Source organism: Pseudomonadales bacterium (genome assembly GCA_024234615.1).
Taxonomy (GTDB): domain Bacteria; phylum Pseudomonadota; class Gammaproteobacteria; order Pseudomonadales; family IMCC2047; genus JAJFKB01.
In genome coordinates, this window is sequence record JACKNY010000001.1 from 1,607,332 (window position 1) to 1,634,282 (window position 26,951).

Consider the following 26,951-nt stretch of genomic DNA (forward strand, 5'->3'; position numbering starts at 1 on the left):
TCAGCTTTATATGATCTGGTTCCAAATAATTGCGCTGCCTGATACCGCTAATTAGTGTTGGAGGTAAATTTGACCTGACTTCATTACGAGCCTGATATTCCTTAACGCAGTTATATCGGCTAGAGGATCGCCTTCGACAGCGATCATATCTGCCGACATCCCAATCGCTATTTTTCCAACCTTATCGCTCAGATCAAGCAATTCCGCCGCGTTAAGAGTCGCGGCTTTTAATGCTTGGTGTGGGGTCATGCCAATTTCAACCAACCATTCCAACTCTCTCACATTGTTACCATGAGCAACCACGCCAGCATCTGATCCCAGCGCAAACTTGACACCTTTGCGATGGGCGTCACCCATCAACTTAGGGGTTATCTCAACGATATATCTCGCTCGTTCTTGGATATAAGCAGGCATTTCATCAATATCTGCTTTTAAGTTGTCACGCACCGACAACGTGGGCACCAAAAAAGCCCCTGTTTTTTTAAATAACTGGATGGTGTCATTATCCAAAAAAGTCCCGTGCTCGACGGAATCCACCCCAGCGCGCAAAGCAAGTTGAATACCTTTGGTGCCATGCGCATGAACGGCTACTTTCTTTTCTAAACGATGGGCCGTTTCGACAGCAGCGATAAACTCATCCTCAAAAAATTCTGGTTCCGCATCCGGTCCCCCTTGGGGCTTACCGCCACCACCAGTGGCCGTTATTTTAATTACATCGGCACTGCGTTTTATCTGCCGTCTGACCGCTTTGCGACATTCGGCAACACCATCACAAACACCTCCGCTAGCGGTTTCGTGCCATAATTCTTCATTGTAACCTGTATCGTCACCATGCCCGCCAGTTACAGCGATTGCAGCACCAGCGGCTAGTATTCTCGGTCCGGCAATGCGTCCTGCATTAATCTCGTCGCGTAGTGCAAAAATTGAACTGTCAGGGGCGCCTAAATCGCGTACAGTCGTGAAGCCAGCCTCTAGGGTCATTTTGGCATTATAAGCACCATGCAAAGCATTCTGTCCTTCGGTTGTAGTCGCACGATCACCCTTGTAAAGCATGAGAAGATGCACGTGCGCGTCAATCAATCCCGGAAGAACAAACTTATCCTGAAGATTAACAACCTTAACTTTGTTAACAGCAGACAGCTCAGCAGGGTCAACAAATCCAGGAATGATTTTTTCAATCGTCTCTCCAACCACTAGAATACTGACCTTTTCCTGGGGACTTCTGCCCGCCTCTAATAGCACTTTACCGGCATAAATTAAGGTAACATCTTGGGACTGGTCGGCATGCCCTAAGAAACTAGTCATGATGAGTAAGAAGCTAAGTGTCCAGATATACAGATTCTTCATATTATTATCTCCTGATGCGAGCGCTGGGAAATTCAGGTACTTTGATTATTGGATGGGTTTCTAGCGCTTTCAGGGTTTCGCTAATAGCACGATCGAGCTGTGCGTCCTCTCCAAAATACAATCTGGTTGGATCATTTTCTACGACAATATCAGGTCGAACTCCCTCATTACCCTCAGCCCAATGACCCCAAATGTCATATACCCGTTGCGGAGGAGCTGAAATGGCGCCGCCATTGATGAATTTAAGAGGCAGGTTTGGACCAATCAAACCACCCCAAGTCTGAGTGCCAATCAGAGGACCCAACTGAGCTGTTTTAAATAAGAAAGGAAAACCATCCCCACCAGAGTAGCTCCAACCGTTGGTAATTAAGGATTTCGGGCCATTATGGCCGATCGTCGGTAAAGCATAATCCATTGCGTTACGGCTACTAAAATAATTTAACGGCGGTCTGTTGAGCAGTTCTACTAAGCGATCACCTAACGCTCCCCCCATATTAAAACGCTCATCAATAATTAAACCTTGTTTGTGAAACTGTGCCCGAAACTGGCGCATCAAATCATTTTGGCCATTCAGCGAGGTGTCAGGCAGGTACAGGTAGCCCAATTTACCATCACTCGCTTGGGCCACCTTTTTGCGATTTGAGGCAACCCAATCCAGCTCACGTAACTTTTGTTCACTGGCGATTGTTTTGACCAGAATCTCTCGGGCATCTTCAAGCTTAGGCGTGTGGCTGATAGAGAGCCGTACTACTTTTTCAAATTGGCCTTGAAAGGCTTTCCAGGGATCATCCTGGGTCGATAAAGGCGTGCCGTTGACTGCCAACAGATAATCACCCACCTTAACATTAAGCCCCGGCGCTGCAAGCGGTGAGACAGGCGCATCGGCGTAAGCCCCACTGGCATAGATTTTCTTAATGCGGTACGCGTTATCCGCTACTTCAAAATCAACACCTAAAAGGCCAACTGTTTCGTTTTTGGGGCGCCAACGCGAATCTGCCGCCGTCGCCCAAATATGTCCCCCAGAAAGTTCAGCGGCCAATTCGGTCAACAGCACTGTCATGTCTTCTTCGTTGTTCACATAGGGTAACCAGCGTCGGTAACTATCGACCACCGCGGGCCAGTCCAAACCATGAATTCCGGGGTCATAAAAAAAATCTCTGACGTAGCGTTTCGCTTCGCTCACCATTTGTCGGTATTCAGCCTTCAGGTTAGGTGCAGCGATTAGGTTTGCAGTCGCTAGTTTTTCCTTCAATTCCTGATCTTTAGCAACCTCCACAAGGCCATAAACCTCATCCTTTTGTAATAGTATTTTTTCGCCGCTATGGGACAGTTCGAAGCCACTCACGTCAGCAATAATATTGCTCTCGGTTTTTGTTGTGAGGTCGTAATACTTAAGTATCGCGCCATCCTTTTTATCGGGGTCTTGCGTTGGCTGTTCCTGATAAATCAATTTATCTGGAACAGCACTCAGGTTGACGTAGCGTCCCGCCTTCAACGGTAGCAGCACTAAGCGATTTTCAAAGTCGGTAAGATCAATTTCAACCTTTGACGATACTTCCAACCGGCGCCAACCTGGATGGAACGGTGACAAAGTGTTTAACCTAAGAGGTATCAATCCAATGGTCGTGGAATTGGCGTAAGTCCAAGTTTCATCGATGTCTCCGAAAATCGGAGAAAATTGACGGTGAGAAAGCAAGTAAAGGTAGTTTCCTTGCGGATCAAACACCGGATCAAAATCGTTGTAGTCACCGCTGGTTGCCTGCGTCAGTTTTTGGGAAGCCACTTCATAGAGAAAAATAGCCTGGTTCAAATTTTCCAGATGCCTTGAAAACGCTAGCCAACGACTATCTGCCGACCAGGAAACTTGAAAGTTCTCCAGTTCATAATGGCCCCGCCTCAAACCTTTATCGATTACAGTCATCTTTGCTGATTTGACATCGATAACTCGAAGCACCTGCTCATTATCAATAAATGCTATTTTTTTGCTGTCAGGCGACCATTGTGGGCGGTAGCGATAGCCTTGGGTGAAATGGGTAAGCGTTTTTGATGCGCTCGAATTCAACTGATGCAGCACCAACTGATACTCCCCGCTCTGGTCAGAAAAATAAGCCAAGCTCTGACCATCCGGTGAAGGGCTGGGATAACGCTCAGCAATTCCAGGCGTTTGTGTCAGATTGGTTGCAACCCCGTGTTCAGCATCGAGTTTAAAAATGTCTCCCCTAGCTTCAAAATAAACGGCTTTCGCGTCTGCCGATAGTGCTGAACTGGTAATACGCTTTTCCACTGACTGGGGTTTCTCAGTTAGACTCTGCTGATCAATCACCAGATCAATATCAATAGGCTTCACCTGATTGTCGGCAAGAGAGAGTAAGTAAAGCCGGTCGGCTTGTTGAAACACTATATGGCTTGGCCCAATTGATGGATGACGTACGTCATAATCAATAAAATGTGTGATCTGCTTTTTTGCCCCTGTCATTAAATCAAGTGCCCAAATATTGCTACGTTGATGCGCACCATTTTCGGACAGGTAATACACCATATCCCCAGCCCACATCGGCTGTGAATCGGGGCCGACGTAATCTGTCAATTTTCTGGATATTCCCGTGTTTTTATCAAACAACCACAAATCCGGTGCTCGGCCTCCCTCATAGCGCTTCCAGGATTCTTCCTGAAAATCCTTGTAGAAGGTGTATATAAGCTGGCTCCCATCCGCCGACAGTGCCGCCGTTTCTCCGTAAAAAAGCGGTAATTGCTCCGGTAAGCCACCGCGCGCATTGACCAGAAACAATTTATTGTAGCGTGGACGTTCACTATACATGGTGCTGGCAAATAGCAGCTGCTTGCCGTCGGCGCTCCAATCCAAAATAGCCATTGGATCAGGGTGGTAAGTCACTTGTTTTGGAATACCACCTTCAACATCTAAGGTGAAAATATTTCTGTTTTCCTGATAGGTGGCGCTATAAGCAACCTGCGTTCCATCGGGAGAAAATTTGCCACGTTTTTCGCTCCCTCCATCGGAGGTTAAGCGGTAGGCGCGGCCACCACTGAGCGGAGCAATCCAAAGATCGCTGGCGTAGGTGAATAGGATTTTATCGGCTGAGACATCGGGGAAACGCAGCAAGCGGGCATCAATAGCTGCATTAGACAATGGCATCTTTAATACCATCAATATTGTAGTCATTAAAAATGCCAATAAAAGACGGTATTGCCGCATAGTAATTACTCTAAGTTTGGTTTTCGCTAAACTTATATTCACGGATGACAGGTTGATAACCGATGGGACGTTTTTACAACACCCCTGTTGCTGAGGCGTCCCATCGGAATGAGTTGGTTATTTAAACGACATAGACCAAGTCAGACTGTAGCTGCGAGGGTGCGGTAATATCACCGCACTGGGCGCAAAGGTATCAATCCCAAGGATATAATCCTCTTCAAGTAGATTATTCACGCTAAGCGCCAATCGTTGGTTGGACCAGTTAATTCCAGCGCGAAGATTAACAACGGTAAAATCATCTGTTTTCATCGGAAAATCGTTAGATGCCACTAAATCACCAAGTCGGGTCCAGACACCTTTACGAAAATTTGCTTCCAGTCGTAGGTAGCCATTACCATCGTTAAACCTCCAATTATATTGGCCGGATAACGCACCGGTCAGCTCAGGGGCATTCAGCAAATCTTTGCCTGACAGATCGCCATCTGACGAGTCGAAATCCTTAAATTCCGCATCCATATAGCCGATAGCACCCGCTAATTCAATGTGATCGCCGATTAGCGTCTGAACACTCAATTCAGCACCTTGACTGCGAGCCTCATCGGCATTATCAACTCGGTTATCGGGTGTTACACCGGTGACACATCCAACTGATGCCGAGGACGATGCATCAACTGGCGTGCCATCTGACAGACGGCAAATAAATCGCCCGACTCGAACCTGCATATCCTCCCAGTCTATCCTGAATAAACTCACTTCCACGCGTGTCCGGCGGTTGTTCAAGTACCCTTTCCAGCCAATCTCATAATTAGTGACTTTTTCCTTATCAAACTCTGAGCGAGTATCTACCGGAGTCGCCAAGCCTAACTGCTCATCTGGCCCAAGAAAATCGGAATCAGGTGCCACTCTTACCCCAGCCGGACGATAGCCTTGCGAGATAGTGGCGAATAACGAATGGTCTTCACTAAATTTCCAATTTAACGCTATCCTTGGTGAGAAATCATTGTCGTCAGTATCATTTTGTGTAAATAACCGCTGAGGTAATCGACCTCCTGTCACATACTGCATCCCACCACTTTCATAAACAGGTAAGGGTAGTGTTTGATCAGGTCGCAGCTCACAGGCTGGCGCCAGAGGTGCTGCAACGCCGCCAACAACCTCTCTCGTCCCACAAGCAAATGACGCATAGGTATTTTCCCAGTGCTGTTCATCTTCATCATAGGAATATCGCCCACCAATGTTCAGAGTTAATTGGTCATTAATGTGCCAAGCGATGTCGGCAAAGACTGCCCAACCTTCCCGGTCGACAAATTGCTGATTTTCATTGGGGTAGTCTCCAGGCACGGTAAGAAACCCTGTAAATCCAGGCACCGTATCAAACCCAGTTATAATACGATTGTTTACTTCAAACTCGTCCTTGTAATAGAACGCACCAACTGTCCAATCGACCATATTTTCGCCTGCTGAAGCGATACGGAATTCCTGGCTAAATGATTCGGATTCATATTCATTTAGACGATTAAACAGGTCCAAACCAGTATTATCGAGATCTTCAAATTGCCCGAAATCACTATCGATCTGACCGGTAATAGAGGTGAAGGTAAAGCGATCACCTTCATATTCCGCCTTAAAAGTAATGATATTGTTTTCTACTTCCGTGTAGGTATCAGCATTTTCACAATTTCTATCATCATTATCCGCAAAATTAATAGATTCACCTTTGCCACAGGTGGCACTGAGATTATTTGGGTCAAATCCAAGAATAAATAACACCGGAAAGGTTCCTGGACCGCCATCAACCGGGACTTTCCCCAAATTTCCTTCATCCTCGTCAATAAACTGCCCGGTTAAATCCAACGTCCAGTCGCCTGGTTGCCACCTCAATGCCAAGCGGATGTTCGTGTTCTCATAATCTGCATCGTTACCTGTGGGTGAAAGGTTTTCAACAATACCATCACTTTCCTCATAGCTAACGCCCAATCGTACAAATAGATTATCTGTGAGTGGTGTGTTAGCAACCGCCCCTAGCGAGTAGGTACCAAAATTTCCTAATCCAGCACTGACCTGGAGTTCCTTTTCTTCATTAGGTTTCTTACTCACAATATTAATTGCACCGCCAGTGGCATTACGCCCAAAATAGGTTCCTTGAGGACCACGCAGCACCTCTATTCTCTCAACATCTCCAAGCGGCGGATTCGCACTGCCACTGGAGACACTGGAGACACTGAAGTCATCCACAAAAACGCCTATGGCCGGACGAGTTTGAATAATCCGCTCACCAGCCCCAGAAGTCAGATCACTAATGCCTCGAATGGTAATATCCCCGTTTTTTGTACCTTGAGAATCATTCTCAGAAAAAGAAACATTTGGCGTCATTTGGATAAAATCACGAGCACCCTTCCAGTTACTCTGTTCGATCTGTTCAGCACTAAAAGCGGTGATACTGATAGGAACATCTTGAAACGACTGCTCACGCCGCTGGGCTGTGACAACCACTTCTTCTAGAGTAACCGTTTCCGCTTGAATGAGTGGTGTGTACCCGCTAACAGCAAAGACTGCTGATGAAAGCAGATATAGTTTTGGTTTCATATTCATTACTCCTCATGGTTTTAACCTATTATCGAATACCTGCTAAATGCAGTTATTTCTTTATATTTATAAGCACATGTTTGGTGGCCTACATTGAGTAGTGATGATTTTAGTTCAACATCACAAACCGCAATTTAACCCCATTAAATATAAATTTCAATAATATTATAATTTATTTATTGGCTGCATATTGATAATAAAAATTACTTTTATTGAGCTATATGGCGGGTTATATGCAATTTTTCTAGCTTAAATAAAGAAATGCCAATTAATTAAAGGTATTATTTGTATTGCTTTAAATATCTTTAATATTCAGAGGGCACTATAAAAAAATGAAACTCACTGATCAAAGGTGAATTTTATGAAGAGCGCAGCCTAAACCTCCTTTTAAAAGAGGGATTAGGCTAGATTTTGATGGGTTACGCTTCAGCGATGGATTACTTATGAAATGAAATTTCTAATGCACGCCGTGCATACGTTTTTTTAGCACGGGCGTTATTAAAAATAGTAAAGCGGCGACGCCCACGGCAAGCCAGCCTACGTTTTCGTACACAGCCAGAACATGAGCTGTCAACGATTGCTGATCCACTGCCAAGCTGGCATTACCGGAGCCGCCTGTCATCATTGCGATTTGCCCCGAAATATAATTAGCGGCGGCAAAAGCTAAAAACCAGACGCCCATCATCATACCAACAATCCGTTTTAAGCTGAGCTTAGTGACCATTGAAAGGCCAACTGGAGATAAGCACAACTCGCCCGTTGTGTGCAAAAAATAGATCAGCACCAACCAGACCATGCCTATCCGCCCTCTTCCTTCAGAAAATTCTGAGCCAAACACCAGCACCAAAAAGCCGAATCCAACCTGCAAAATACCCAAACCAAATTTTATTGGCGTCGACGGTTCCCAGCCACGCCGTGCCAACCAAGTCCAGAGAATTGAGAATAACGGGGCTAACGTGAATATAAAAAAAGCATTGAGTGATTGAAACATCGATGCGGGGATTTCTATGCCAAGGACATTTCGATTAATTGAGCGATCGGCAAATATATTCAGAGAGGAGCCCGCCTGCTCAAACAAAGACCAAAACAGTACCGAGAACACAATCAGCGTTGTGCAAACCAGCATGCGATCTCTATCATCTGGCTCACATTGGGTAAACGCATACACCAAGAGAAACAGGAGCACCAAAGCTTCCGTGCCCATCAATATCTGCCCTACCAGTTCCTGGTTTTGAATAAGCAGCCAAACGATAAAAACACCGATGATACCACTCAAATAGATAAGGGTTTCGCGCGACATTCCAGCAAAAATCTTTTCTTTTAAGCGCGCAGAACAAGGTGAGTCCGCCCTCCCTTCGAGTAGCGGTTTACCTTTAATAAAAACCAACAGTCCAAGCAGCATACCAATACCTGCCAAGCCAAATCCATAGCCCCAGCCATAGGTTTGACCGAGCCAACCGCAAAGTAACGCAGCAAAAAATGATCCTAAATTGATTCCCATGTAGAAAATTGTAAAGCCACTATCTCTGCGGGGATCTTGCTGTTCGTATAGGGAGCCAACAATGGTGGATATATTTGCCTTGAGGAAGCCAACACCCGTTACGATGAAAGCTAAGGAAAGATAAAAGATTTGAAGGAAAAAAGGATTTCGCGCCACCTCTGCGCCCTCTCTAACCGATACTGGCCCCTCAATCGCCATACCGCAATGTCCGATCACCAGCAGTATCGCGCCAAAGGTGACTGCCTTCCCAGGACCGAGGCAGCGATCAGCTAGCACCCCACCGATGACCGGTGTGATATAAATTAGTGCAGTATAAGCACCGTAAATTAAGTAGGCTTTTTCGTCGGAAAATAGAAAGTGCTGCGTGAGATAGAAAATCAGCAGCGCGCGCATGCCGTAATAAGAAAAGCGCTCCCAAAGTTCGGTGAAAAAACAAACAAATAATCCTTTGGGGTGGCCTAATATTTCTCCACTTTGGTAGGCCCTATTATTTTCTGTCATAGCGCCATCGACCGGCATTGCCACCCCCATATCTATTATTGTTAGGTTTTATCTGGTACTGATTTACGCTGTCTTAGGTCGTTACCCAAGAGATATCGCCAAGTAGCACTTATAAGAGAAATAGACAAAACCTTTCGCTTATAGCACCTCAAGGATTTTCATAACATTAGTCGTACCTTGGATGCCCATCCGGTCACCCTTAGTCAGCAACACCTGATCTCCTTGTTGTACGAGGTTTTTGCGTTTCAGCTCTGCTATAGCCAAGCTATCCAGATGGCTGCCAACTTTTGCGGCGTCAAAAAAAATGGGCTCTACGCCTCTGTATAGAAGCACCCTACGCAGAGTTTTGGGCTGATGGCTAAATGCGTAAATAGGAATTCCTGAGCGTATTCTGGACATCCAAAGCGCTGTATAACCAGACTCAGTCATGCAAATAATCGCCTTAATGCCCTGCAAGTGATTCGCCACATACATGGTCGCCATCGCAATAGCTTCATCGGTGCGACAAAACTCAAGGTCAAGACGATGATTGGCCTTAGTGGCCGCTAGCTGCTTTTCGGCGCCAATACAAACCCGCGACATCGCCTGCACCGCTTCAATTGGATATTCCCCAGCAGCTGTTTCCGCCGACAACATGACCGCATCAGTACCATCCAATACCGCGTTGGCTACATCAAAAACCTCGGCACGGCTCGGTAGTGGGTTAAGAATCATTGATTCCATCATTTGTGTGGCAGTAATGACACAGCGGTTAAGCTCACGCGCGCGCTTTATAATGTGTTTTTGAACGCCCACCAACTCAGCATCACCAATTTCTACGCCAAGATCACCCCGGGCCACCATCACCGCATCGGATGCAGTGATCATAGCATCCAGCGTCTCCAAATCGGCAACCGCTTCAGCACGCTCAATTTTGGCAACGATCCCAGCAAGCGATTCAGCATCGCGCAATAATTCTCGCGCCCTTTTGATATCCTCTGCGTTACGAGGAAATGAAACGGCGAGATAATCCACCTCTAATTCGGCGGCGAGCCTAATATCAGCCAGATCTTTTTCAGTTAAAGCGGCGGCAGAAAGCCCACCTCCCTGTCGATTAATTCCCTTGTTGTTGCTCAATATACCGCCTGTTTGCACTACGCAGCGGACACGATCGTTCTGTACGGAATCCACTTCAAGCACTATCCTGCCATCATCAAGGAGAAGCCTGTCACCTTGACACACTTCGCTGGGCAAGGCCTCATAATCAAGACCAACCTGATTGGAATCCCCAAGATTTTTGTCCCAGTTGGCATCAAGGGTAAACATACTACCTGCGGCTAACTGTATTTTTTTATCGGCAAAGCGCGCGATTCGAATCTTGGGGCCTTGCAGGTCACCCAATATTGCTACGTTCAACCCGTTTTTTTTAGCGATGGCGCGGACTTGTTGTGCACGCCAGCGGTGGTCAGCCGCATCACCATGCGAAAAGTTTAGTCGTACTAAGTTCACGCCCGCCAACAATAATTTTTCCAGCACACTGGCGTTATCTGTTGCCGGCCCGAGCGTAGCAACTATTTTAGTGCGACGAAGCTTTAGTTCTTCCAATTATTTATTTCTCCTAACACGAGCGTATTCTCTAGCATCCGATTCGAAAACCCCCACTCATTATCGTACCACGCCATCACTTGAACCGCCTTTCCCGAAACCTGAGTTAAGCTGGCATCAAATATGGATGATGCCGCATGATGATTAAAATCCTGTGACACCAGAGGCTGATCATTATAGGCCAGCACGCCTTTTAAACAATGTTGTTTTATGGCTGCGCGCATAATCTCATTTACCTCCTCAGAGGTTACTTGCCGCGCGGGAATAAATGTTAGATCAACCAAAGAAACATTGGCTGTAGGCACACGAATGGCAACTCCGCTTAATTTTCCAGCCAACTCCGGCAATACCAAGCCTATCGCCTGTGCCGCGCCTGTTTTGGCCGGAATCATCGATGCCGTGGCCGCGCGGGCACGACGAAGATCTGGATGATAAGTATCTAGGAGGCTCTGGTCGTTGGTGTAAGAGTGGATCGTCGTCATGGTTCCTGACTCAATAGTCAGCGCATCGTTTAAAATTTTTGCTATTGGAGCCAAACAGTTTGTGGTACAGGATGCATTCGATATTATCTGGTGTTCGACGCTCAAAATATTGTCATTAACCCCGTAAACAACGGTTGCATCCGCATCCTTAGATGGCGCTGACACTAACACTTTTTTTGCTCCCGCTTGAATATGTTTGGCAGCAGATTCACGATCCGTAAATAAACCACTGCATTCATAAACGACATCAATACCCAGTTCGCCCCAGGGTAGTTTTGCTGGATCGCGCTCTGCCAGCACACGAATGGTATCACTGCCTACCTGAATAGCATCCGCGCTGGCGGATACCTTTTTAAAAAATAGGCCGTGCGTTGTATCGTATTGCGTTAAATGGGCATTTGTTTTCGCAGCCCCAAGGTCATTAATTGCCTGGATCTGTATTTTGTCCCGATAGCCACCCTCATAGAGCGCGCGCAATATGTTCCTACCTATTCGACCGTAACCGTTGATCGCCACATTGATCATAGTTGACTGATTAACCTCATGGATGTTGAAAAATAAACCCTTTAGTACAGAGTAACTGAAACACCATTTTAACCCCATTATTATAATTTTTTCAATTTGATCTTACTGCCGGCGCCATCAACATAAAAATATTTATTTATTATTAATAACATAATGTTAAATAATTTATATAAAAATTAAATTAATATTTTTATCAAATTCAAAAAACAATAATCCTATTTAACAGGAAATAATTAGAAATTTTGATCAAAAAATTCCCTAGCATCGATTAACGAAAGAACTGTCATTTTGATAATGCTAGCAAGCCAGGAAGGGAGTTAGAGCTATTTTTGAGCAAAAATAGCCCGGTTAGAAATTATTTGAATTCGTGTAAACCATTTTATCAGTCAGCACCTCAGTATCGCTTTTTGCTCAGCGTTCTGATCGACTCCTATAATCATAAAGAACAAATGCTTGGCTCCAAAACTGTGCTTTCCGACAATATGTCTTCAATTTGGGCAATAAGCCTTGGACATGCCCTGCTTTAGCCCATTTCGTCACTCAATTCTGCTGTAGTAGCTTGCTTAAGTCTGAGGAAGCCGCTTCTGCATGCCGATTTACTATTGCATTGAACTTTTCCGAGCCCCAAGGGTTTTCAAGGCGTAATGCATTCTCACGCTGAGTCACTCGTTGTAACCAATTTGCGAACGACGGATGTTGCCGCCACAATCCGGTCAACCCCAACTTATGCAACCTAACCATATAGGGTGCAAAGGCGGCGTCCGCCAAAGAATAATTTTCTCCCACCAACCACTGGTGGGCGCTTAACGCAGTATCCATTGCCATTATGATTTGGCGAAGATTCCTTATAGCTAGTTCAGCCGCCGGTGATTGCAAGCCCTGTTCATGCGTTTGCTGTTGGCGTTCACGCCTTTTCGGGTCGGTAATGCTGGCAAAATGTTGCTGTAATTGTTGCGGTGTTTTCATCTCATTCATTTGGTGACGTAATACCGTCGCATAGGTTAAAACACCAATTGCCGGATGTAATTCATCATCTCCAGTTTTCACCCACAGACGCATTTGACTGCGCTGCAATAAATCAACCGGACTCAGTCGCGGTTGTGGGTAAGCCTCTTCCAGGTATTCGTTGATAATGCTGGATTCCCGAATAACAACTCCGTCATGAACTAAGGTGGGGACAACGGCTTTCGGGTTGAGCTTGAGGTATTCCGGTGCAAACTGATCGCCACGGCGCAAGTTAAGTGATTGCTCATTCCAGACTAATTGTTTTTCCGCCAGCACCAGCCGTACCTTTTGCGCACAGGCCGATTCAACACTGGTAAAAAGTAATAATGTCATGGTTAAAGCTCACTCCCTATAGGGCGATTAGGATATCTCGAATCAAGCGCGGGCCTGCATAGATAAAACCTGTATAGAGCTGAATTAAACGCGCCCCGGCATCCAACTTAGCTAACGCGGATGGCGCGTCCATAATACCGCCAGCGGCAATTACCGGAATTTGATTACCCAATTCCGCACTGAGCACTGCGATCACCTGAGTTGATTTGTCAGTCAGTGGTGCACCACTCAACCCACCCGCCTCGTCGGCATGCTTCAAGCCCTCCACCCCGGCACGTGAGAGCGTGGTGTTGGTGGCAATCGCGGCATCCATTGCAAACTCCCGCAACACTCCTGCGACGGTTTTAATTTCATCCACATTCATATCTGGTGCAATTTTAACTGCGATGGGTGTATAGCGATCATATTCTTCAGCAAGCTTGCGTTGCTCTTCTTTAATTCCACACAACAGCTGCTTTAGAGAATCACCAAATTGGAGGTTACGCAAACCCGGCGTATTAGGTGAGGATATATTAACCGTAATGTAATCTGCGGTGATATAGACTTTACGCATACCAATGAGGTAATCGTCGAGCGCCTGCTCAACCGGAGTATCAAAATTTTTGCCAATGTTGATACCTAAAATACTAGCCGAACGACGTAGCGCAACCTGAGATAGCAGGTGATCAACACCAAGATTATTAAACCCCATACGATTGATTATGGCTTGCCGTTCAGGCAGGCGAAATAAACGCGGCTTGGGGTTGCCAGGCTGAGGCCGTGGCGTCACCGTACCCACTTCGATAAAACCAAAACCCAGCGCGGAAAGCCCATCAATATAATCGGCATTCTTATCCAATCCAGCGGCCAAACCCACAGGGTTTGGAAACGATAGCCCCATCACTTTTACGGGTTTCCGCGGTAGCCTTGGCAGCAGGTTGGGTGTGAGCTTGAGTTTTTCGGCGAGTCCTATACCTTTTAATGCCAGATCATGCGCGGTTTCCGGTTCCAGCAAAAAAAGAAGATTACGAAATAGTCGATAGCTCATGAATTCAGATTATTAAATTGAAAGGTGCCGCAGCAAATTAGCGGCGGATTATACGCTAACTCAGGCCAGTTCAACAATTTCCAAACAGAGTTCCTGTCGTCCTCAGCTCCAAATGTATTCGCTGGTTTGATAAAAGGCAAAGCCTGTTAAGCCTTGTATGCTCGTGCAGGGTCGTTTATGCTTCTAATCTGAAAGCTCGTCAACCCGAGATTGCAGCAGCATTTCCAGCCTACCATCACCCAGCAGCATAGTCCGGGATACGTTAAAACTGCTCAACAGCCCTTTAAGTTCGGCCTGGGGATGATGATATAAAACCGGTGCAGGGTCCGGTCGCCCCGCCACCTTTAGACTGTCGGGTTGCAAGATACCGTACTGCTGATAAGACAATCGTGTATTTGCCTTTAGCAGCCCAAAGCAATGAGCCTTAGTGCCGAGATGTAGAAAGGGTGCTAGTAGATGATTAAGAGCCAAAATTGCAGGTTTATCCAGATAATTGAATAGATCCCAAAACAAGCAAACATCGAAACGGGTATTTTTGGAAAAGTCGAAAATACCCCTGAGTTGATTGTTCAGCTCATCGTCCGTCAAGGCCTGTTGCTGCGCTAAAAAGGGCTCGGAGAACAAATCCAGAATATGCAGGCGACACTTATATTGGCCAAAAAAAGCAACACTTACTGATATTGCGGGCCCCAAATCCAATACAGTTAAACTTTGACCTTCCGCCAGAGATTCAAAATCAAACAACGCCGAGAACAGAGTACTTTTAAAGCTCGAGGCTATAACGCCAGGAGCGGCATTAGTGCCGCGATTGGCTGTAGAGAACATCAAAAAATAAATTCGTTAGTAGAATGAATACGGCTAATCAGCTTCCCTTCGAACCACTGCCTACGGATTCGCTTTTTTGTGTATCAATTGAATTCATTGATTTTATCGGAGTCACGGGCGTTGAAATAGCAGGGTCCATATCTATACTGCCTTTAAATTTAGCGCCATCCTCCAGTGTGACACGAGGAGCAATAATATTACCCTGCACATTACCAGTCTTGGAGATAATGACTTTTTCATTGCCCGAAATATCACCCTGTACTTCGCCTTCAATCCGTATCACGCTAGCATGCACATTGGCTGAAACTTTCCCGCTACGACCAATAGTCACTTCTTTCGAACCTAATTCAATACTGCCTTGCACTTTACCATCGATCACTAGGTTTTCATCACCACTAATATCGCCCTTAATATTAATAGTAGAGCCGATTAATGCTTGCCTGCTAGTGGTCTGAGTGTTTTGGGTAGTCGATTCCTGATGCGCGCTATAGTCATTGCTAGGCGTATCATCCTGTCTCTTTTTATCAAACATAGTCTGAGTTCTCCCTAATTAATTGATTTTGCGGCAGTTTGACTCAAGTATTTAGAGTACACATTCTAAGTATAGACAACAGAACCCAAGCATACGAATTATCAGCGTCATAGTTTAAAGCCGTAACGATCTCACTATTGGCATAGTGACAGGTATTTTTCATTAATTTGTAGGCTCTCAACAAATTTATCAGAACGAAATCTATCTAAGTTACTCACCAACCAGCTGGTCCGCCCTAAAAAAGGCACCCTCTCCTCTCGCTAAAACCTCTGTCAACCGAGCTAATATGGCCGTCATCTTCTCCATCAGAATCCAGGGAGGGTTAATCACGATCATGCCCGCTGCTGACATCCCCTCGTGCTCTGAATCCGCCCTGACACCCAACTCAAAACGTTGTATTTTTTTGATGCCACTATCGACGAAGGCTCGTTCCAACCGATCTATTCGCTTACGTTCCACCACTGGATACCAAATAGCATAAATACCGCCAGCAAATCTTTTATAGGCTTGAGCGACAGTTTCTAAAACCTGGGAAAAATCGCTTTTTATTTCATAGGAAGGATCGATCAGGATCAGGCCTCTGCGCGATTGCGGTGGCAATAAGGCTAATAATCCTTTAAAGCCGTCTTCCTGTAGGAGTTTAACGCGACGATCTCTCGCGATACTTTGCTTGAGCAATGCAAAGTCCGTGGGATGCATCTCAAATAGACGAGCCTTATCCTGTGGCCGCATCAAAGCGAGGGCAATCTTAGGTGAACCAGGATAGTAACGTAATACATCGCTGGTATTGCATGAACGCAAAATTTCAAAGTACTGACTCAATTCTGGCCATTCGTCTGCTGCCAACTGTCCAATGCCTGCAGTATATTCCTGCAACTTTAACGCTTGCGGAGAAGCAAGGTCATACAGCCCAGCACCGGCATGTGTATCGATATAGTCAAAGGCGCTCTCTTTTTTAACCAAATGCTCAAGAATTTCGACGAGAACAATATGTTTGAGAACGTCAGCAAAGTTTCCTGCATGAAATGAGTGACGATAACTTAACAATGCCTAACTCCTGCTTAAAAAATAACTGTCTGGAAGTGGGTATTTAGGGTAGCGTTTTTTGTGCGGATCGATTTAGTACAGTTAACCCATTACCAAAAAAGAACATTCCGACAATGATTGCAATTAGCCAAGCACCCCAAGCGTTTGATTGCGGTAATACGACCCGTCCCGGGTGGCTTGGATCACTACGCACGCTAACCCACTTACCTATTGCGTAGCGTCCCTGCGCACGCTTTTCAAGAGCGCCTTTTGGGCCGCCCTGCAACAAACTGGCCTGATAAACGGCACCGTTCTTGGGGTGAACCCGCAGGTCAATTATAAGCTCATATTGATCGCTCATGTGCTGTGCCCAATGTATCCTTGTGGCAACAACTTCTGCTTGCTGCAAAGGCCAGGTTTCACGGTTATCCATATAACTAGCACCGCCGAAACCAAGCAAACCAAAAGCGACCATCCCCGCCAGAAACCAAGGTAGTGCTTTTACTAATCTCTTCCAAAAATCTGTTAAGTTGGTTGCTTTAGTTTCCGTCATGCTTTACCCGTCGAGCACATTGTTATGATTAGTGATAGGTATTTTAGCTGTTTTGAACTGCAAGCTCCCACTAATGATTGATATTTAGGTTGACTCTTAGCGACGGTAAAAATGTCAACATTTTATACAGTGGCCAGCCACTTCAACAAATAACATCTGGAATTTCAATTGGTTACAAACTGGCTCATATATTGCTGCCTAAGCATGATCCTGTATAAATCTAAAAATAACAATTTAATTCAGCTTGATCCGCTGATTTTGGAAATTGATGGAGAGCAGTATGAATAAAATCACTGTGCTAAATACTTTAGCTGCGGTTGCTGGCCTGATGATCGCCTCACCAATTTGGGCTACAACTGCGCAAATTCCCGAACCAAACATCATAACCTTACTGGGTATTGGTGTGGTTAGTGCCATCCTGTTCACGCGATATAAAATACGTAAATAATCCAACCTAGCACTCCGGCTACTCGTCGACTAAGGTTAAAAGGAATTAGTCAGCCGCTATTTGTCACGAATAGAAGCAGGGATTCCAATGCAAGACTATTTTCTTTCCCACGAGGGAGAGATTTACACCGGGTGCTATTTTTTTGCGATAGCAATCGTTGCCGCTTTAGAAGCGGTCATGCCTCGTCGCGCGTTATGCCAGTCAATGGGATTACGCTGGTTTGGTAATATCGCGGTCGCTATTATTGATATCTTACTCATACGCTCTATTTTTCCACTGCTGGGTATAGCGCTCGCCCTTAATTCCTCAGAAAATAATTGGGGGTTAATGCCACTGATGCACGTGCCTGCGACATTGGCCTTCGCTATCGGCATTATCATCTTGGATTTTAATAATTACCTGCAACATTATCTATTGCATCGTATTCCGCTACTATGGCGACTGCACCGCATGCATCACTCGGATATGGATTACGATTTCTCCACCAGCCTTCGCTTTCATCCGTTGGAGGCCATTTTTAGCGTAGCGCTTGAACTGATGGTCATTTTTATTTTCGGCATCCCCGCTTTCGCGTACCTTATATACAAATTAGTCCGTGTGCTGATGGCCGCCTTTGTCCACGGCAATTTGCTTATTCCTGAAAATATTGACCGGCAACTACGAAAAGTTATTGTGACGCCTGACCTGCACCGCATTCATCACTCTGTATCCAAAGTTGAATCAAATTGTAATTTTGCGGGAGTGACCCCCTGGTGGGACAAATTATTTAACACTTATATTGATTGCCCAGAACTTGGGCAAGAGAACATGAAAGTAGGACTGGAACAATTCAGAGAAACGAAACACCGCTATCTTCCCTGGATGTTGCTACAACCCTTTATGAACCCCAAGCCAACTGACGATTTAATGCCATCCTCCTCAGCGAAAAGGCTTGGATAAGGAGAATGAAAAAATAGACAAAGGGTCTATCCCAAAACTATCGTTCACTCAACGCCAGTTTTGCGCCTTATAACACCAACACCGATGTAAAACTACGAGTGTCATCGCCATAAATATTCCGCCGTGCTACCCAATGAAGCATAGAGACTAAACCACGCACCTTTAAACAACCCTGTTGAAATAGTATAAATAACGCCGGTGCCTAGATCAGCACGACGATAAGAGACGTAATCAAAAATTCCATGCTAACCATTGGTTTCTCTCTTTGGAATTAGGTTATGAGGCTTGTTTGTTGTTAACATGATAATCCTGACGGCCCCAAAAAACAGTTTCTAGGAGCATGCCTTTTTAAGTTCGAACCACCAGCATCGGACGATAATATGATTAACATAGAAATATATCGTTACCATCCCGAGTTCGATACCGCGCCCAGGATGCAATTATTCCAGATTGCGGACGAGTTCCGTCAGCGGATGATTCTGGACGCACTTGAACACCTGAAAACCGAAGACCCTACACTAAGCTACCGACGCTCCTGCCGGGAAGGCGTTTGCGGATCTGACGGAATGAACATGAACGGCAAAAACGGTCTGGCTTGCATCACTCGGATGGCGGATGCCATGGGAAAATCTAACCGCTTAGTTCTACGGCCATTGCCTGGTATGCCGGTGATTCGTGATCTGGTTGTTGACATGGCGTTATTTCAACGTCAATACGAGAAAATAAAACCTTATTTAATCAACAGCACGCCGGCACCGGCAATCGAACGATTACAATCTCCCGAGGATCGTGCAAAACTTGATGGTCTCTACGAATGTATTCTTTGCGGCTGCTGTAGTTCGGCCTGTCCCTCCTGGTGGTGGAATTCGGATAAATACATAGGCCCTGCCGGGCTGCTGCAGGCATACCGTTTTTTGATCGATAGCCGGGATACCGAGACGCTGGAACGACTCGGGGAGTTACAGGATCCATACAGTGTTTTCCGGTGTCGCAATATTCAGAACTGTACCTGGGTCTGCCCTAAAAATTTAGACCCGATGACAGCAATTGATAAGATAAAGAGGATGCTGTTTGAACATTTGGTATAGTGCGGCATGAATGTCATATAAATACCAATCATAAAGACTGATAACATGAAGCTAAAACAATTCCTAAAATTCGAGTGGGATGCTATCGCTGGCATCATCGCTGCCGTCATCGCCATTATTCTGCATTTGTTACATATCGTTGATGAGCACACCATTCTCTTGATTCTACTGGCTTTGGTCGGATTACTTTTTATTAATTTTTTGCGTCATGCCAAAGAAAATGAAATCACTGCTGAAAAAGTTACCGAAACAGCTCACAGAATCAAAAAAATTCAAGGCGCGATAGCTCCACCCGATGTCATTTTGGTTGGCCCACGTCATTTGCGCTCAGCCCATGAGCAGTTTCTGCTGAACTTAAGTGGCGAGACTATTTGGTTCAATGTATGCCTAACCATGTACCAGACACAACCACTGTTTGATGCGCTGCTAAAACCAGTGTTGGAGAATAATAAAGTCACCTCAATACAGTTTGTTCTCGATAAAGGGCAACAACAAATTTGGCAGCAAACTGTATTGCCCATGATAATTGCCTGCAACGCTCGAACTAAAATCAGAGAGTCGTTATGGCGTGATTTGAATAATCCCGTTTCATTCATATTGGGAGATAGTGCTTTAAGCGGGGAAACGGAGGCTTTGCTGAGTTTTTGGGGGGCACCCTTTATGGCGCAAACTGTGGGCCATGAAGTCCCACGCTATATTTTTCATGTGCAAAGACGTTCGGAATTGTTACCTCATTTAGAGGATCTGGTACGAACGCTGCCGGAATAAAAATTAACCGACCAGACGCACCAACGTACGCTTATTACGAATCAGGTCATCAAGCGTATAGCTATCCAGGCATTTCATGAATGCTCTTGTCGCATCATCCAGCGCTCTTTTTAAAATGCAAGATGGTGTCAGTGGACAAACCATTGATGAGCAGTCAACAATAGTTAAGTTGGCCTCCATATCTCGAACTACATCACCGACCCGAATTTCCGTCAGATCACCATCGATAAAAATTCCGCCGCCTCGCCCCTGAACCGATTTGATATAGCCAAAAGTAGCCAATTTATGCACCACCTTCACCAAATGGTTACGAGAAACCGTTATCTTTTTCGCAATATCGGTAATATTACAAATTTCGCCCTTATTAATGCCCAGGTACATCAAAACTCGTAGTGAAATATCGGTGTGTTTTGTTAAGTGCATCTAATTCCTCAATATTAAATTCCGTCTAATGCTAGAACTCAGCAGTTTTAGTGCTGGTCCGTATAATCCGTATTAGGAATTATCGCTATAAATTTCGATGGATACCATTAATATTAAGATAGATTCGCTTTATCCAAATGCCGATCATAGATATCGGCAACAAAGAGTGGCAAACAAAGAACCAGCGTCAGAAGCCCACCTATCGCCAGAAAGGATTTGCCCAAAAGCACCTGCTCACCGAGCAGGTAGTTATTGCACAAACGATCCGGTGATATTACATATAACCAGCCTAGGCGGAACAGCATGGTCAAAAACTCAATCTTTAGTACCGCCTTGGTGATGAAATGCATCTTCGCCCAACTACAACCTAAGTTGAAGCCAACTAATAGGATTAGGCAAAGGTACTTAATAATGGCTATTTCCAAATTTACTACAGAGGCATCCACCCAACGTGGAATCATCCAGAATGCCAGGGTGAAGGTAGCAATTAATACACCAGGAATACCACCAATCACATTGAGTATAGAACGAAAAGCCCGCTGAGCAGACAGCTCACGGCCATAAAAATAACCGAGATAGATCAGTAAGGGATAGCCCACTAAAATAGTGACAACCAGAGACTGCTCAAACCAGCGAACAATCCCCATCAAGGTGATTCCGCTCAAAACAGGTATCAATAGTGATAAATAGTTAAGACGTTTTATGTGCATGCCCAACACCACTATATCACTGGACCTAAGTCCGCTATGGATTTAAGGATCGAGTGAAGCTGACCCCTATCAAAGATGCCAATTAATGTCCCTTCATAGACCAAATAGAAAGCCGCATTATGAACAAAACCTCCTTGACCATCTGGAAGTACGACGACTCCCAGCTGGTCGAGTAAGTCCGTTAGCTGAGTTTTATCTTCAATAATTCCTCCTTCCCAGTGGGCTGTATTGGCATGAAAACGTTTCAAATACTCACCCATAGTGGCTGGCGTATCACGCTCAGTATCAAAACTAATGCTGATCAATTGAATCGAATGCTCAAGCCGTTTTTCTTGGAGCATGAGTTGTAAACGCCCGAACTCATACCCCATTAATTGACATACGGTCGGGCAACTGGTGTAGATAAAGTCCAGCAGTACAATGGGTTTGTTTAACTTTTCCACACTACGTATTTCATGATTCTGGTTGCGCCAATTAAACTGCGGTAGCTGTTGCGGATGGTGAGTTACCTGCCAGCGGCGCTGTCCTTCTTGTGTCCAGACACTATAACCGTGCGTCCCGGCAGCAAGCGCAAACAAGCCTACTGCCGTAATACACAAAGATAATAAGGCGCACAACCAGAGTTTCATGAGCTACACCGTGCGCGCCTGAGGCAGTCGAGTGATAAACCTAAAGGCAAAAATAGCGGCCCCAACGACAATCAAAAAAGCGAAGGCTGATGCGGTTTCACTATAGCTAACCCACTCTGGCAAATGGGCTGCCCAACGTCTAGGCACACTATTCATGCCACTGACCAAAAACATACCCGCAAAACCAGCGGAGCCCGTCATATAGAGTAAAAATGCGGCACGGTCGACCAAACTGGTGCGTTGCCCTTCTTTATGCACTAAGTAGTACATGAACCCAAACAACATCGCGACAAGACCGAGTAACAAATAGAAATGGAAATGCCCTGGCACCCACATAGTATTGTGCATAACATTGTTAACTGTGATGGTAGCATCAATAATGGCGGGGATAACACCTGCCGTCCAACCAAACATAGACAGAAATAACAGCCCGGACGCAGGGTCCCACTTAATACCTGACTTATGCACGATAGTGAGAGCACCGTACGCCGTCACTACAACCAGCGGTATTCCATTAGCGTAGGATAAAATTTGCCCCATCACTGCAGCCCAAACCGGCATCGCAAAGTCCATTAATAAATGGTGTGGATATACCGCCATAACCATCAAAGATGACGCACTCCAGGCAGCCAGAAACACCTTGTTCACTTTCCAGGGGCGCTTGGTGTATTCCGGCAATAATTCGTAAACCGCAATGACCGCTTGATAGATAGTCGCGTTAATAAATACATGACCAAAAAAATAGATCAGATTCTTCGTTAACAGGGCATCAACGGCAAACTCAGGCATGAACAGGTTAATCAGCATGATAACAATCACTACTGCACCGGCAACAATACCCATGGTATTTACAATGACCACCATTGTTGAGGCAACTATGGTGGCCGGCGGCATAGGCGCATCACTATTTGCAAACAACTGCGGCCAACCTAGTGCTCTTGGAATACTACGGTACTTGGTTAAAATTGCTCGTATAACATCCAGATAGAAAAGTAAAAAACCAACACCAATGATCAACAAGCCCACCATGAACGATGCGGCAGCCCAGATTCCCCATGCCCCCATCGAAGTAGAAGGCAAGGGAAAAAGAAAGGTCCATGCCCCAGCATAACCACCGACAAAAACCCCACCAAGAATACATACCACACCAACCAGGAATAAGACGAGATTTGCCCACAATATCCCTACGTTTAACTCCACGTAACGACGCAAGAAATACCAGAGCACTGCGCTTGCTGCCAAAGCGGATATACCGACCATACCAGCGCCATGTGCGGTCATTAATTGATAAAAGAAATTCGGCGGCACTGCAACCAAGCCCGCTTGGGCTAAGCGCATGACCAGTCCCGCTAGCATCATTAACAAATACACCACTGCACTAATACCTAAATACGTAAGAATGCCTTTACGGGCTAAACTGGGAAGTGGATTTAAGTTTAGACTATTCATTTAATTCTCCTTAAAGCTCAGAACCAGTTTCAACTTCGGTGACTGAGAAATTTGAAATCATCGCGTGATGCACTAAACCGCAGTATTCCAAACACATCATTTGATAATTACCTGTTTCTTTAAAGGTATGAACCAGCTTATTGGTATAACCTGGCATGGCCTGAGTCTGTGCAAGCAAGCGTAGATTACTGTCATAAATGCCAAAGCCGTGATTAACATCACCACTGGAAACATTAAAGGTTACTTGAGTGTTTACCGGAGCATGATTTTGGCTTAACACCCAATACCACTGCTTACCTTCAACAGCTATTTGAACCTCATCAACTTGGCCTTTTTGCGTACTAGCGTAAGGTAATGGCGAAATAGTGCTTGCTGTTGCAACAATACCGCCAATAAGAACTATACCGAACAGAAACCGTCTTAAGCGATAAGCCTTTGGCTGAACCCGCTGGTAATCCGTTTTGTCAGCTGAATACACAACGACAAAAACAAATGCCCCCAATACGCAAGTCATCAGAACAAGACTTAATATAAAAACGAAATCGTGAATTTGAATCATAAAACCTCCTGTGTTGTACGCTAATATAAATGTATATTTAATGCCTTTATAATTGGTGTATTTGATATACATATTTAGTATTATCCTTATGTGTATGCCTTGTCAAACTTTTTGTAAGCTTGACTTACAATATTTTTAATGTATATTTTTTACATGTTTATATAAAACCCTACCCATTTGATGTTTTGAATAAGAAGCAATAAACAAAGGCTGCTGACTAACAGGAATACCGCTATATGTATAACGATACGATTGACCATTTTGCTGGACTGGCAGCAAAGAAAGTCCAATTTTTTCGATCACACCCCGTCGGTTTCACAATTGGTGCCATACTGGCCGGACTGTATATTGGCCTTGGTATTATCTTGATGTTATCGGTGGGAGGCACCGTCGACCCCGCCTACCAAAAGTTAGTGATGGGTAGTTCATTTTGTGTTGCGCTAATACTGGTGATATTCGCCGGCTCCGAATTATTTACCGGTCATACTATGTATATGATGTTCGGTTATTTACAGCGGCAGGTATGTTGGAAAAGAATCCTTCAAATATGGGGAACGGTCTGGTTTGGTAACTTGGTTGGTGCGTTACTCTTGGCTACTCTATTTCTGATTGGAGGTGGCGGCAACCTTATCCATGAAGCAGCCCCTGCTTTACATAAAATAGCGGAGCATAAAATACATGCCGATGCCTTTAGTTTGGTTGCGCGGGGAGTTCTTTGTAATTTGCTCGTTTGCCTTGCAATTTGGATGGCGGCCAGATGTGAGTCTGATGTAGGCAAAGCAATAGCTATCTTCTGGGCTCTGTTCACTTTTATTGCCAGCGGATATGAGCACTGTATTGCCAACATGACCATATTTTCACTCGCATTACTTTCTAACCATCCTGAAAGCATCACCCTGGCTGGTGCCGCCCATAACTTACTTTGGGTAACAGTGGGTAACACTATTGGAGGAAGCGTTTTCATGGGGTTGGGTTATTGGCTCTATACAGGCAATAGCTGCCCAATTATCGGATCTAACCAAAAACTGGCTAATTGCTGCGTAAAACAAGTAACGATCTGATCGATATCCAAGGCTACGTAAGTATAAATTTCACCACCTCACACTAAAGACCTAATGGAGGTCACATGACAGAACAACAATCACCAAAAAAACAATCCTTACATTTATTGTTCGTTATCGCAGCAGTAGTAGGTTTTGGATTTTTGTTCGCTTATTTTCAGCATGAAAATCTAGATAATCGAGTTAATTTTTCATTAACTGATGGCTCTGGCAAAGAAATAACAGAAACGGCTTTTGGCGGAAAATGGATGATCGTCTATTTTGGGTTCACTTCGTGTCCCGATATCTGCCCTACCCAGACGGCGAAAGTCGCACAGACCATCAGGTTGTTAGATAAGAAGCGATTAGGCAATGCCATTGTCCCGGTGTTCATCTCAGTTGATTACGAAAGGGATACGCCAGCAAGCATCAATCATTATCTAAATCAATTTGACGATAGAATTGTTGGGCTAAGCGGAAACAAAGCACAACTGGATTATGTGGTTTCAAGATTCCATACCCATTATGAGCTAAAAGCTGATCCCTCTGCACATCATGGTGGTCTTGATGTTGTGCACTCAAGCATGACCTATATTGTGGATCCCTTCGGCAAGATCGTTGATCAAATTGCACTCGGTTATGACCCATTGTTTTTAGCTAGCCATCTCGAAACATTGCTTTGAACAGCAACCACAACCACAGAATCAATCAACCCAACAACGATGGGTAAGTATAGGGGGCAGCTTGAAAGAAGCTCTAACATCCTAATATTTCTCATACTGGCGCCACACCCAAATAAGATAGCAGCTTTTTCATACTCCCTTCCGGGTCGCAAATATCAAACCAAAAGCTATCCATACCCACCGCTTCTGCGCCTCGACAGTTAGCATGCATATCATCAATAAACAGGCATTCCTGTGGCTCGCAATGCAGTGCTTTAACACAAGCGAGATAGGGCTCCGGTGCAGGTTTTCTAACGCCAACCGTTTTAACATCAACCACCTGCTCAAAAAGGTGTACATAAGGCCATTTTTCCCACCAGGATTCACCCAGCCAAGCAGTGGCATCATTGGTCAATAATGCTTGCCGAAATCCGGCTGTTTTTAAGTGGGCGATAACGCCCCATGTTTGCTTTCGCTCACCAGAGGAGAAATCCATATCCTGGTGAGGAGAAAACTCAATTCCTTCTTTTTTCAGCGCATCAGTCACACATTTCAGGTACTCAGGCTCACTCATTTCACCCTGATCCATTGCCGGGTAAAATGGGTCTTGTCCCGGCCCTGTAGGTCCAAGAGGCAAGCGCGCCAGTGGCCAGCCTTGCTGCCCCCCGATTTCAACCATTAACTCGGTAAAGAAGCGGTACATAATCCCGCCCATATCCCAGATAATCACACTGGGTTTTTGATTAAGCATTTTAATTCTCCAGACTAATCAACAAAACCTGTAATAGTAAAAAAGTGAAGCGGGTTTAAATTTATCTTGCCCCACAAATGACCGTTGCCGATTTGCAGCCCATAATCACAAGTGACTCTTGAATAAAAATTTTGCTGGCACTAATTTTGCTGGCACTAAATAGTGCCAGCAAATAGCGCTTTTGCCATCGGTACAGGTCACCACTTTCACTTCGCGAAGCATATCAGCCTTGCTAAACGTACGCGACGAAAAGAAGTCTCAGGGTATTTATCCGCCCTGATTAGAAAAGCTTTTTGAGAGTTAATAGGCCTTTCCCGCGGTGCATAGAGAGATTTACGATGGATGTCCGATCCAATTGATCAATATTGGCCCACTGATAACCCATAAAAGTGACATGTTGGAGAACGATCAGCGGAAGCTCATTGTTAAACGGGATAAACACTT

24 protein-coding genes are annotated in these 26,951 nt (G+C 45.1%); 6 read left to right on the top strand and 18 right to left on the bottom strand.

All coding sequences use genetic code 11. The annotated features are described in order from the left end of the window. Nucleotides 1-51 precede the first annotated feature (51 nt). The 12 genes from H6995_07380 to H6995_07435 form a co-directional block, all read right to left on the bottom strand. Nucleotides 52-1,347 carry an amidohydrolase family protein gene (locus H6995_07380; GenBank protein ID MCP5214812.1) on the bottom strand — a complete coding sequence of 432 codons (1,296 nt, stop codon included), beginning with the start codon at nt 1,345-1,347 and terminating at the stop codon, nt 52-54. Nucleotides 1,348-1,351: 4 nt separating this feature from the next. After that, nucleotides 1,352-4,528, bottom strand: a complete 3,177-nt coding sequence (locus tag H6995_07385; protein MCP5214813.1) for a PD40 domain-containing protein — start codon at nt 4,526-4,528, stop codon at nt 1,352-1,354. A gap of 150 nt (nt 4,529-4,678) precedes the next feature. Then, complete coding sequence (locus H6995_07390) at nt 4,679-7,147, bottom strand: TonB-dependent receptor (GenBank protein ID MCP5214814.1); 2,469 nt, start codon at nt 7,145-7,147, stop codon at nt 4,679-4,681. Between the two features lie 457 nt (nt 7,148-7,604). After that, complete coding sequence (locus tag H6995_07395; protein ID MCP5214815.1) at nt 7,605-9,149, bottom strand: peptide MFS transporter; 1,545 nt, start codon at nt 9,147-9,149, stop codon at nt 7,605-7,607. A 138-nt stretch (nt 9,150-9,287) separates the two neighbouring features. Further along, nucleotides 9,288-10,733, bottom strand: a complete 1,446-nt coding sequence (pyk, locus tag H6995_07400) for a pyruvate kinase (GenBank protein MCP5214816.1) — start codon at nt 10,731-10,733, stop codon at nt 9,288-9,290. Beyond that, nucleotides 10,721-11,740 carry a type I glyceraldehyde-3-phosphate dehydrogenase gene (gene gap / locus H6995_07405; protein MCP5214817.1) on the bottom strand — a complete coding sequence of 340 codons (1,020 nt, stop codon included), beginning with the start codon at nt 11,738-11,740 and terminating at the stop codon, nt 10,721-10,723. Before gap ends, pyk begins: the two co-directional genes overlap by 13 nt. A 540-nt stretch (nt 11,741-12,280) precedes the next feature. Then, the gene (locus H6995_07410; GenBank protein ID MCP5214818.1) at nt 12,281-13,078 is read right to left on the bottom strand and encodes a glutathione S-transferase family protein; all 798 of its coding nucleotides are present in this window, start codon (nt 13,076-13,078) and stop codon (nt 12,281-12,283) included. A 16-nt stretch (nt 13,079-13,094) separates the two neighbouring features. After that, nucleotides 13,095-14,105 carry a quinone-dependent dihydroorotate dehydrogenase gene (locus tag H6995_07415; GenBank protein ID MCP5214819.1) on the bottom strand — a complete coding sequence of 337 codons (1,011 nt, stop codon included), beginning with the start codon at nt 14,103-14,105 and terminating at the stop codon, nt 13,095-13,097. Nucleotides 14,106-14,288: 183 nt separating this feature from the next. Then, nucleotides 14,289-14,930, bottom strand: coding sequence for a hypothetical protein (locus tag H6995_07420; GenBank protein ID MCP5214820.1), 642 nt, complete (start codon nt 14,928-14,930; stop codon nt 14,289-14,291). Between the two features lie 37 nt (nt 14,931-14,967). After that, complete coding sequence (locus H6995_07425; GenBank protein ID MCP5214821.1) at nt 14,968-15,462, bottom strand: polymer-forming cytoskeletal protein; 495 nt, start codon at nt 15,460-15,462, stop codon at nt 14,968-14,970. Between the two features lie 210 nt (nt 15,463-15,672). Then, on the bottom strand, nt 15,673-16,509 hold the full coding sequence (locus H6995_07430; protein ID MCP5214822.1) for a 23S rRNA (adenine(2030)-N(6))-methyltransferase RlmJ: 837 nt from the start codon (nt 16,507-16,509) through the stop codon (nt 15,673-15,675). A 43-nt stretch (nt 16,510-16,552) separates the two neighbouring features. Beyond that, nucleotides 16,553-17,041 (bottom strand): DUF3592 domain-containing protein, encoded by a 489-nt coding sequence (locus H6995_07435; protein MCP5214823.1) that lies wholly within the window; start codon nt 17,039-17,041, stop codon nt 16,553-16,555. A gap of 280 nt (nt 17,042-17,321) precedes the next feature. Between H6995_07435 and H6995_07440 the strand changes: the two genes are divergently transcribed. The 4 genes from H6995_07440 to H6995_07455 all read left to right on the top strand — a co-directional run bounded on the left by H6995_07440 (nt 17,322) and on the right by H6995_07455 (nt 20,284). After that, on the top strand, nt 17,322-17,489 hold the full coding sequence (locus H6995_07440; protein MCP5214824.1) for a hypothetical protein: 168 nt from the start codon (nt 17,322-17,324) through the stop codon (nt 17,487-17,489). 87 nt (nt 17,490-17,576) lie between these two features. Beyond that, nucleotides 17,577-18,428 (top strand): sterol desaturase family protein, encoded by an 852-nt coding sequence (locus tag H6995_07445; protein MCP5214825.1) that lies wholly within the window; start codon nt 17,577-17,579, stop codon nt 18,426-18,428. 380 nt (nt 18,429-18,808) lie between these two features. Further along, nucleotides 18,809-19,516 (top strand): succinate dehydrogenase iron-sulfur subunit, encoded by a 708-nt coding sequence (locus H6995_07450; GenBank protein ID MCP5214826.1) that lies wholly within the window; start codon nt 18,809-18,811, stop codon nt 19,514-19,516. 45 nt (nt 19,517-19,561) lie between these two features. After that, nucleotides 19,562-20,284, top strand: coding sequence for a hypothetical protein (locus H6995_07455; protein ID MCP5214827.1), 723 nt, complete (start codon nt 19,562-19,564; stop codon nt 20,282-20,284). Nucleotides 20,285-20,287: 3 nt separating this feature from the next. Here H6995_07455 and H6995_07460 read toward each other — a convergent pair whose 3' ends face one another. The 5 genes from H6995_07460 to H6995_07480 all read right to left on the bottom strand — a co-directional run bounded on the left by H6995_07460 (nt 20,288) and on the right by H6995_07480 (nt 24,054). Beyond that, nucleotides 20,288-20,707: an Rrf2 family transcriptional regulator gene (locus tag H6995_07460; protein ID MCP5214828.1), complete on the bottom strand. Its 420-nt coding sequence runs from the start codon at nt 20,705-20,707 to the stop codon at nt 20,288-20,290. Nucleotides 20,708-20,820: 113 nt separating this feature from the next. Beyond that, the gene (locus H6995_07465) at nt 20,821-21,417 is read right to left on the bottom strand and encodes a hypothetical protein (GenBank protein MCP5214829.1); all 597 of its coding nucleotides are present in this window, start codon (nt 21,415-21,417) and stop codon (nt 20,821-20,823) included. Nucleotides 21,418-21,428: 11 nt separating this feature from the next. Further along, the gene (locus tag H6995_07470) at nt 21,429-22,046 is read right to left on the bottom strand and encodes an SCO family protein (GenBank protein MCP5214830.1); all 618 of its coding nucleotides are present in this window, start codon (nt 22,044-22,046) and stop codon (nt 21,429-21,431) included. Nucleotides 22,047-22,049: 3 nt separating this feature from the next. Further along, nucleotides 22,050-23,495, bottom strand: a complete 1,446-nt coding sequence (locus H6995_07475) for a cbb3-type cytochrome c oxidase subunit I (protein MCP5214831.1) — start codon at nt 23,493-23,495, stop codon at nt 22,050-22,052. A gap of 10 nt (nt 23,496-23,505) precedes the next feature. Further along, entirely contained in the window at nt 23,506-24,054 is a 549-nt protein-coding gene (locus H6995_07480; GenBank protein ID MCP5214832.1) for a cytochrome c oxidase subunit II, read from the bottom strand. Nucleotides 24,055-24,290: 236 nt separating this feature from the next. Between H6995_07480 and H6995_07485 the strand changes: the two genes are divergently transcribed. After that, a complete protein-coding gene (locus H6995_07485) occupies nt 24,291-25,115 on the top strand; it encodes a formate/nitrite transporter family protein (GenBank protein ID MCP5214833.1) in 825 nt (274 codons plus the stop codon). A 65-nt stretch (nt 25,116-25,180) separates the two neighbouring features. Then, nucleotides 25,181-25,777, top strand: a complete 597-nt coding sequence (locus H6995_07490) for an SCO family protein (protein MCP5214834.1) — start codon at nt 25,181-25,183, stop codon at nt 25,775-25,777. A gap of 91 nt (nt 25,778-25,868) precedes the next feature. On the opposite strand, the gene H6995_07495 is transcribed toward H6995_07490, so the two are convergent. Next, on the bottom strand, nt 25,869-26,507 hold the full coding sequence (locus H6995_07495) for an HAD-IA family hydrolase (protein ID MCP5214835.1): 639 nt from the start codon (nt 26,505-26,507) through the stop codon (nt 25,869-25,871). Between the last annotated feature and the right edge of the window lie 444 nt (nt 26,508-26,951).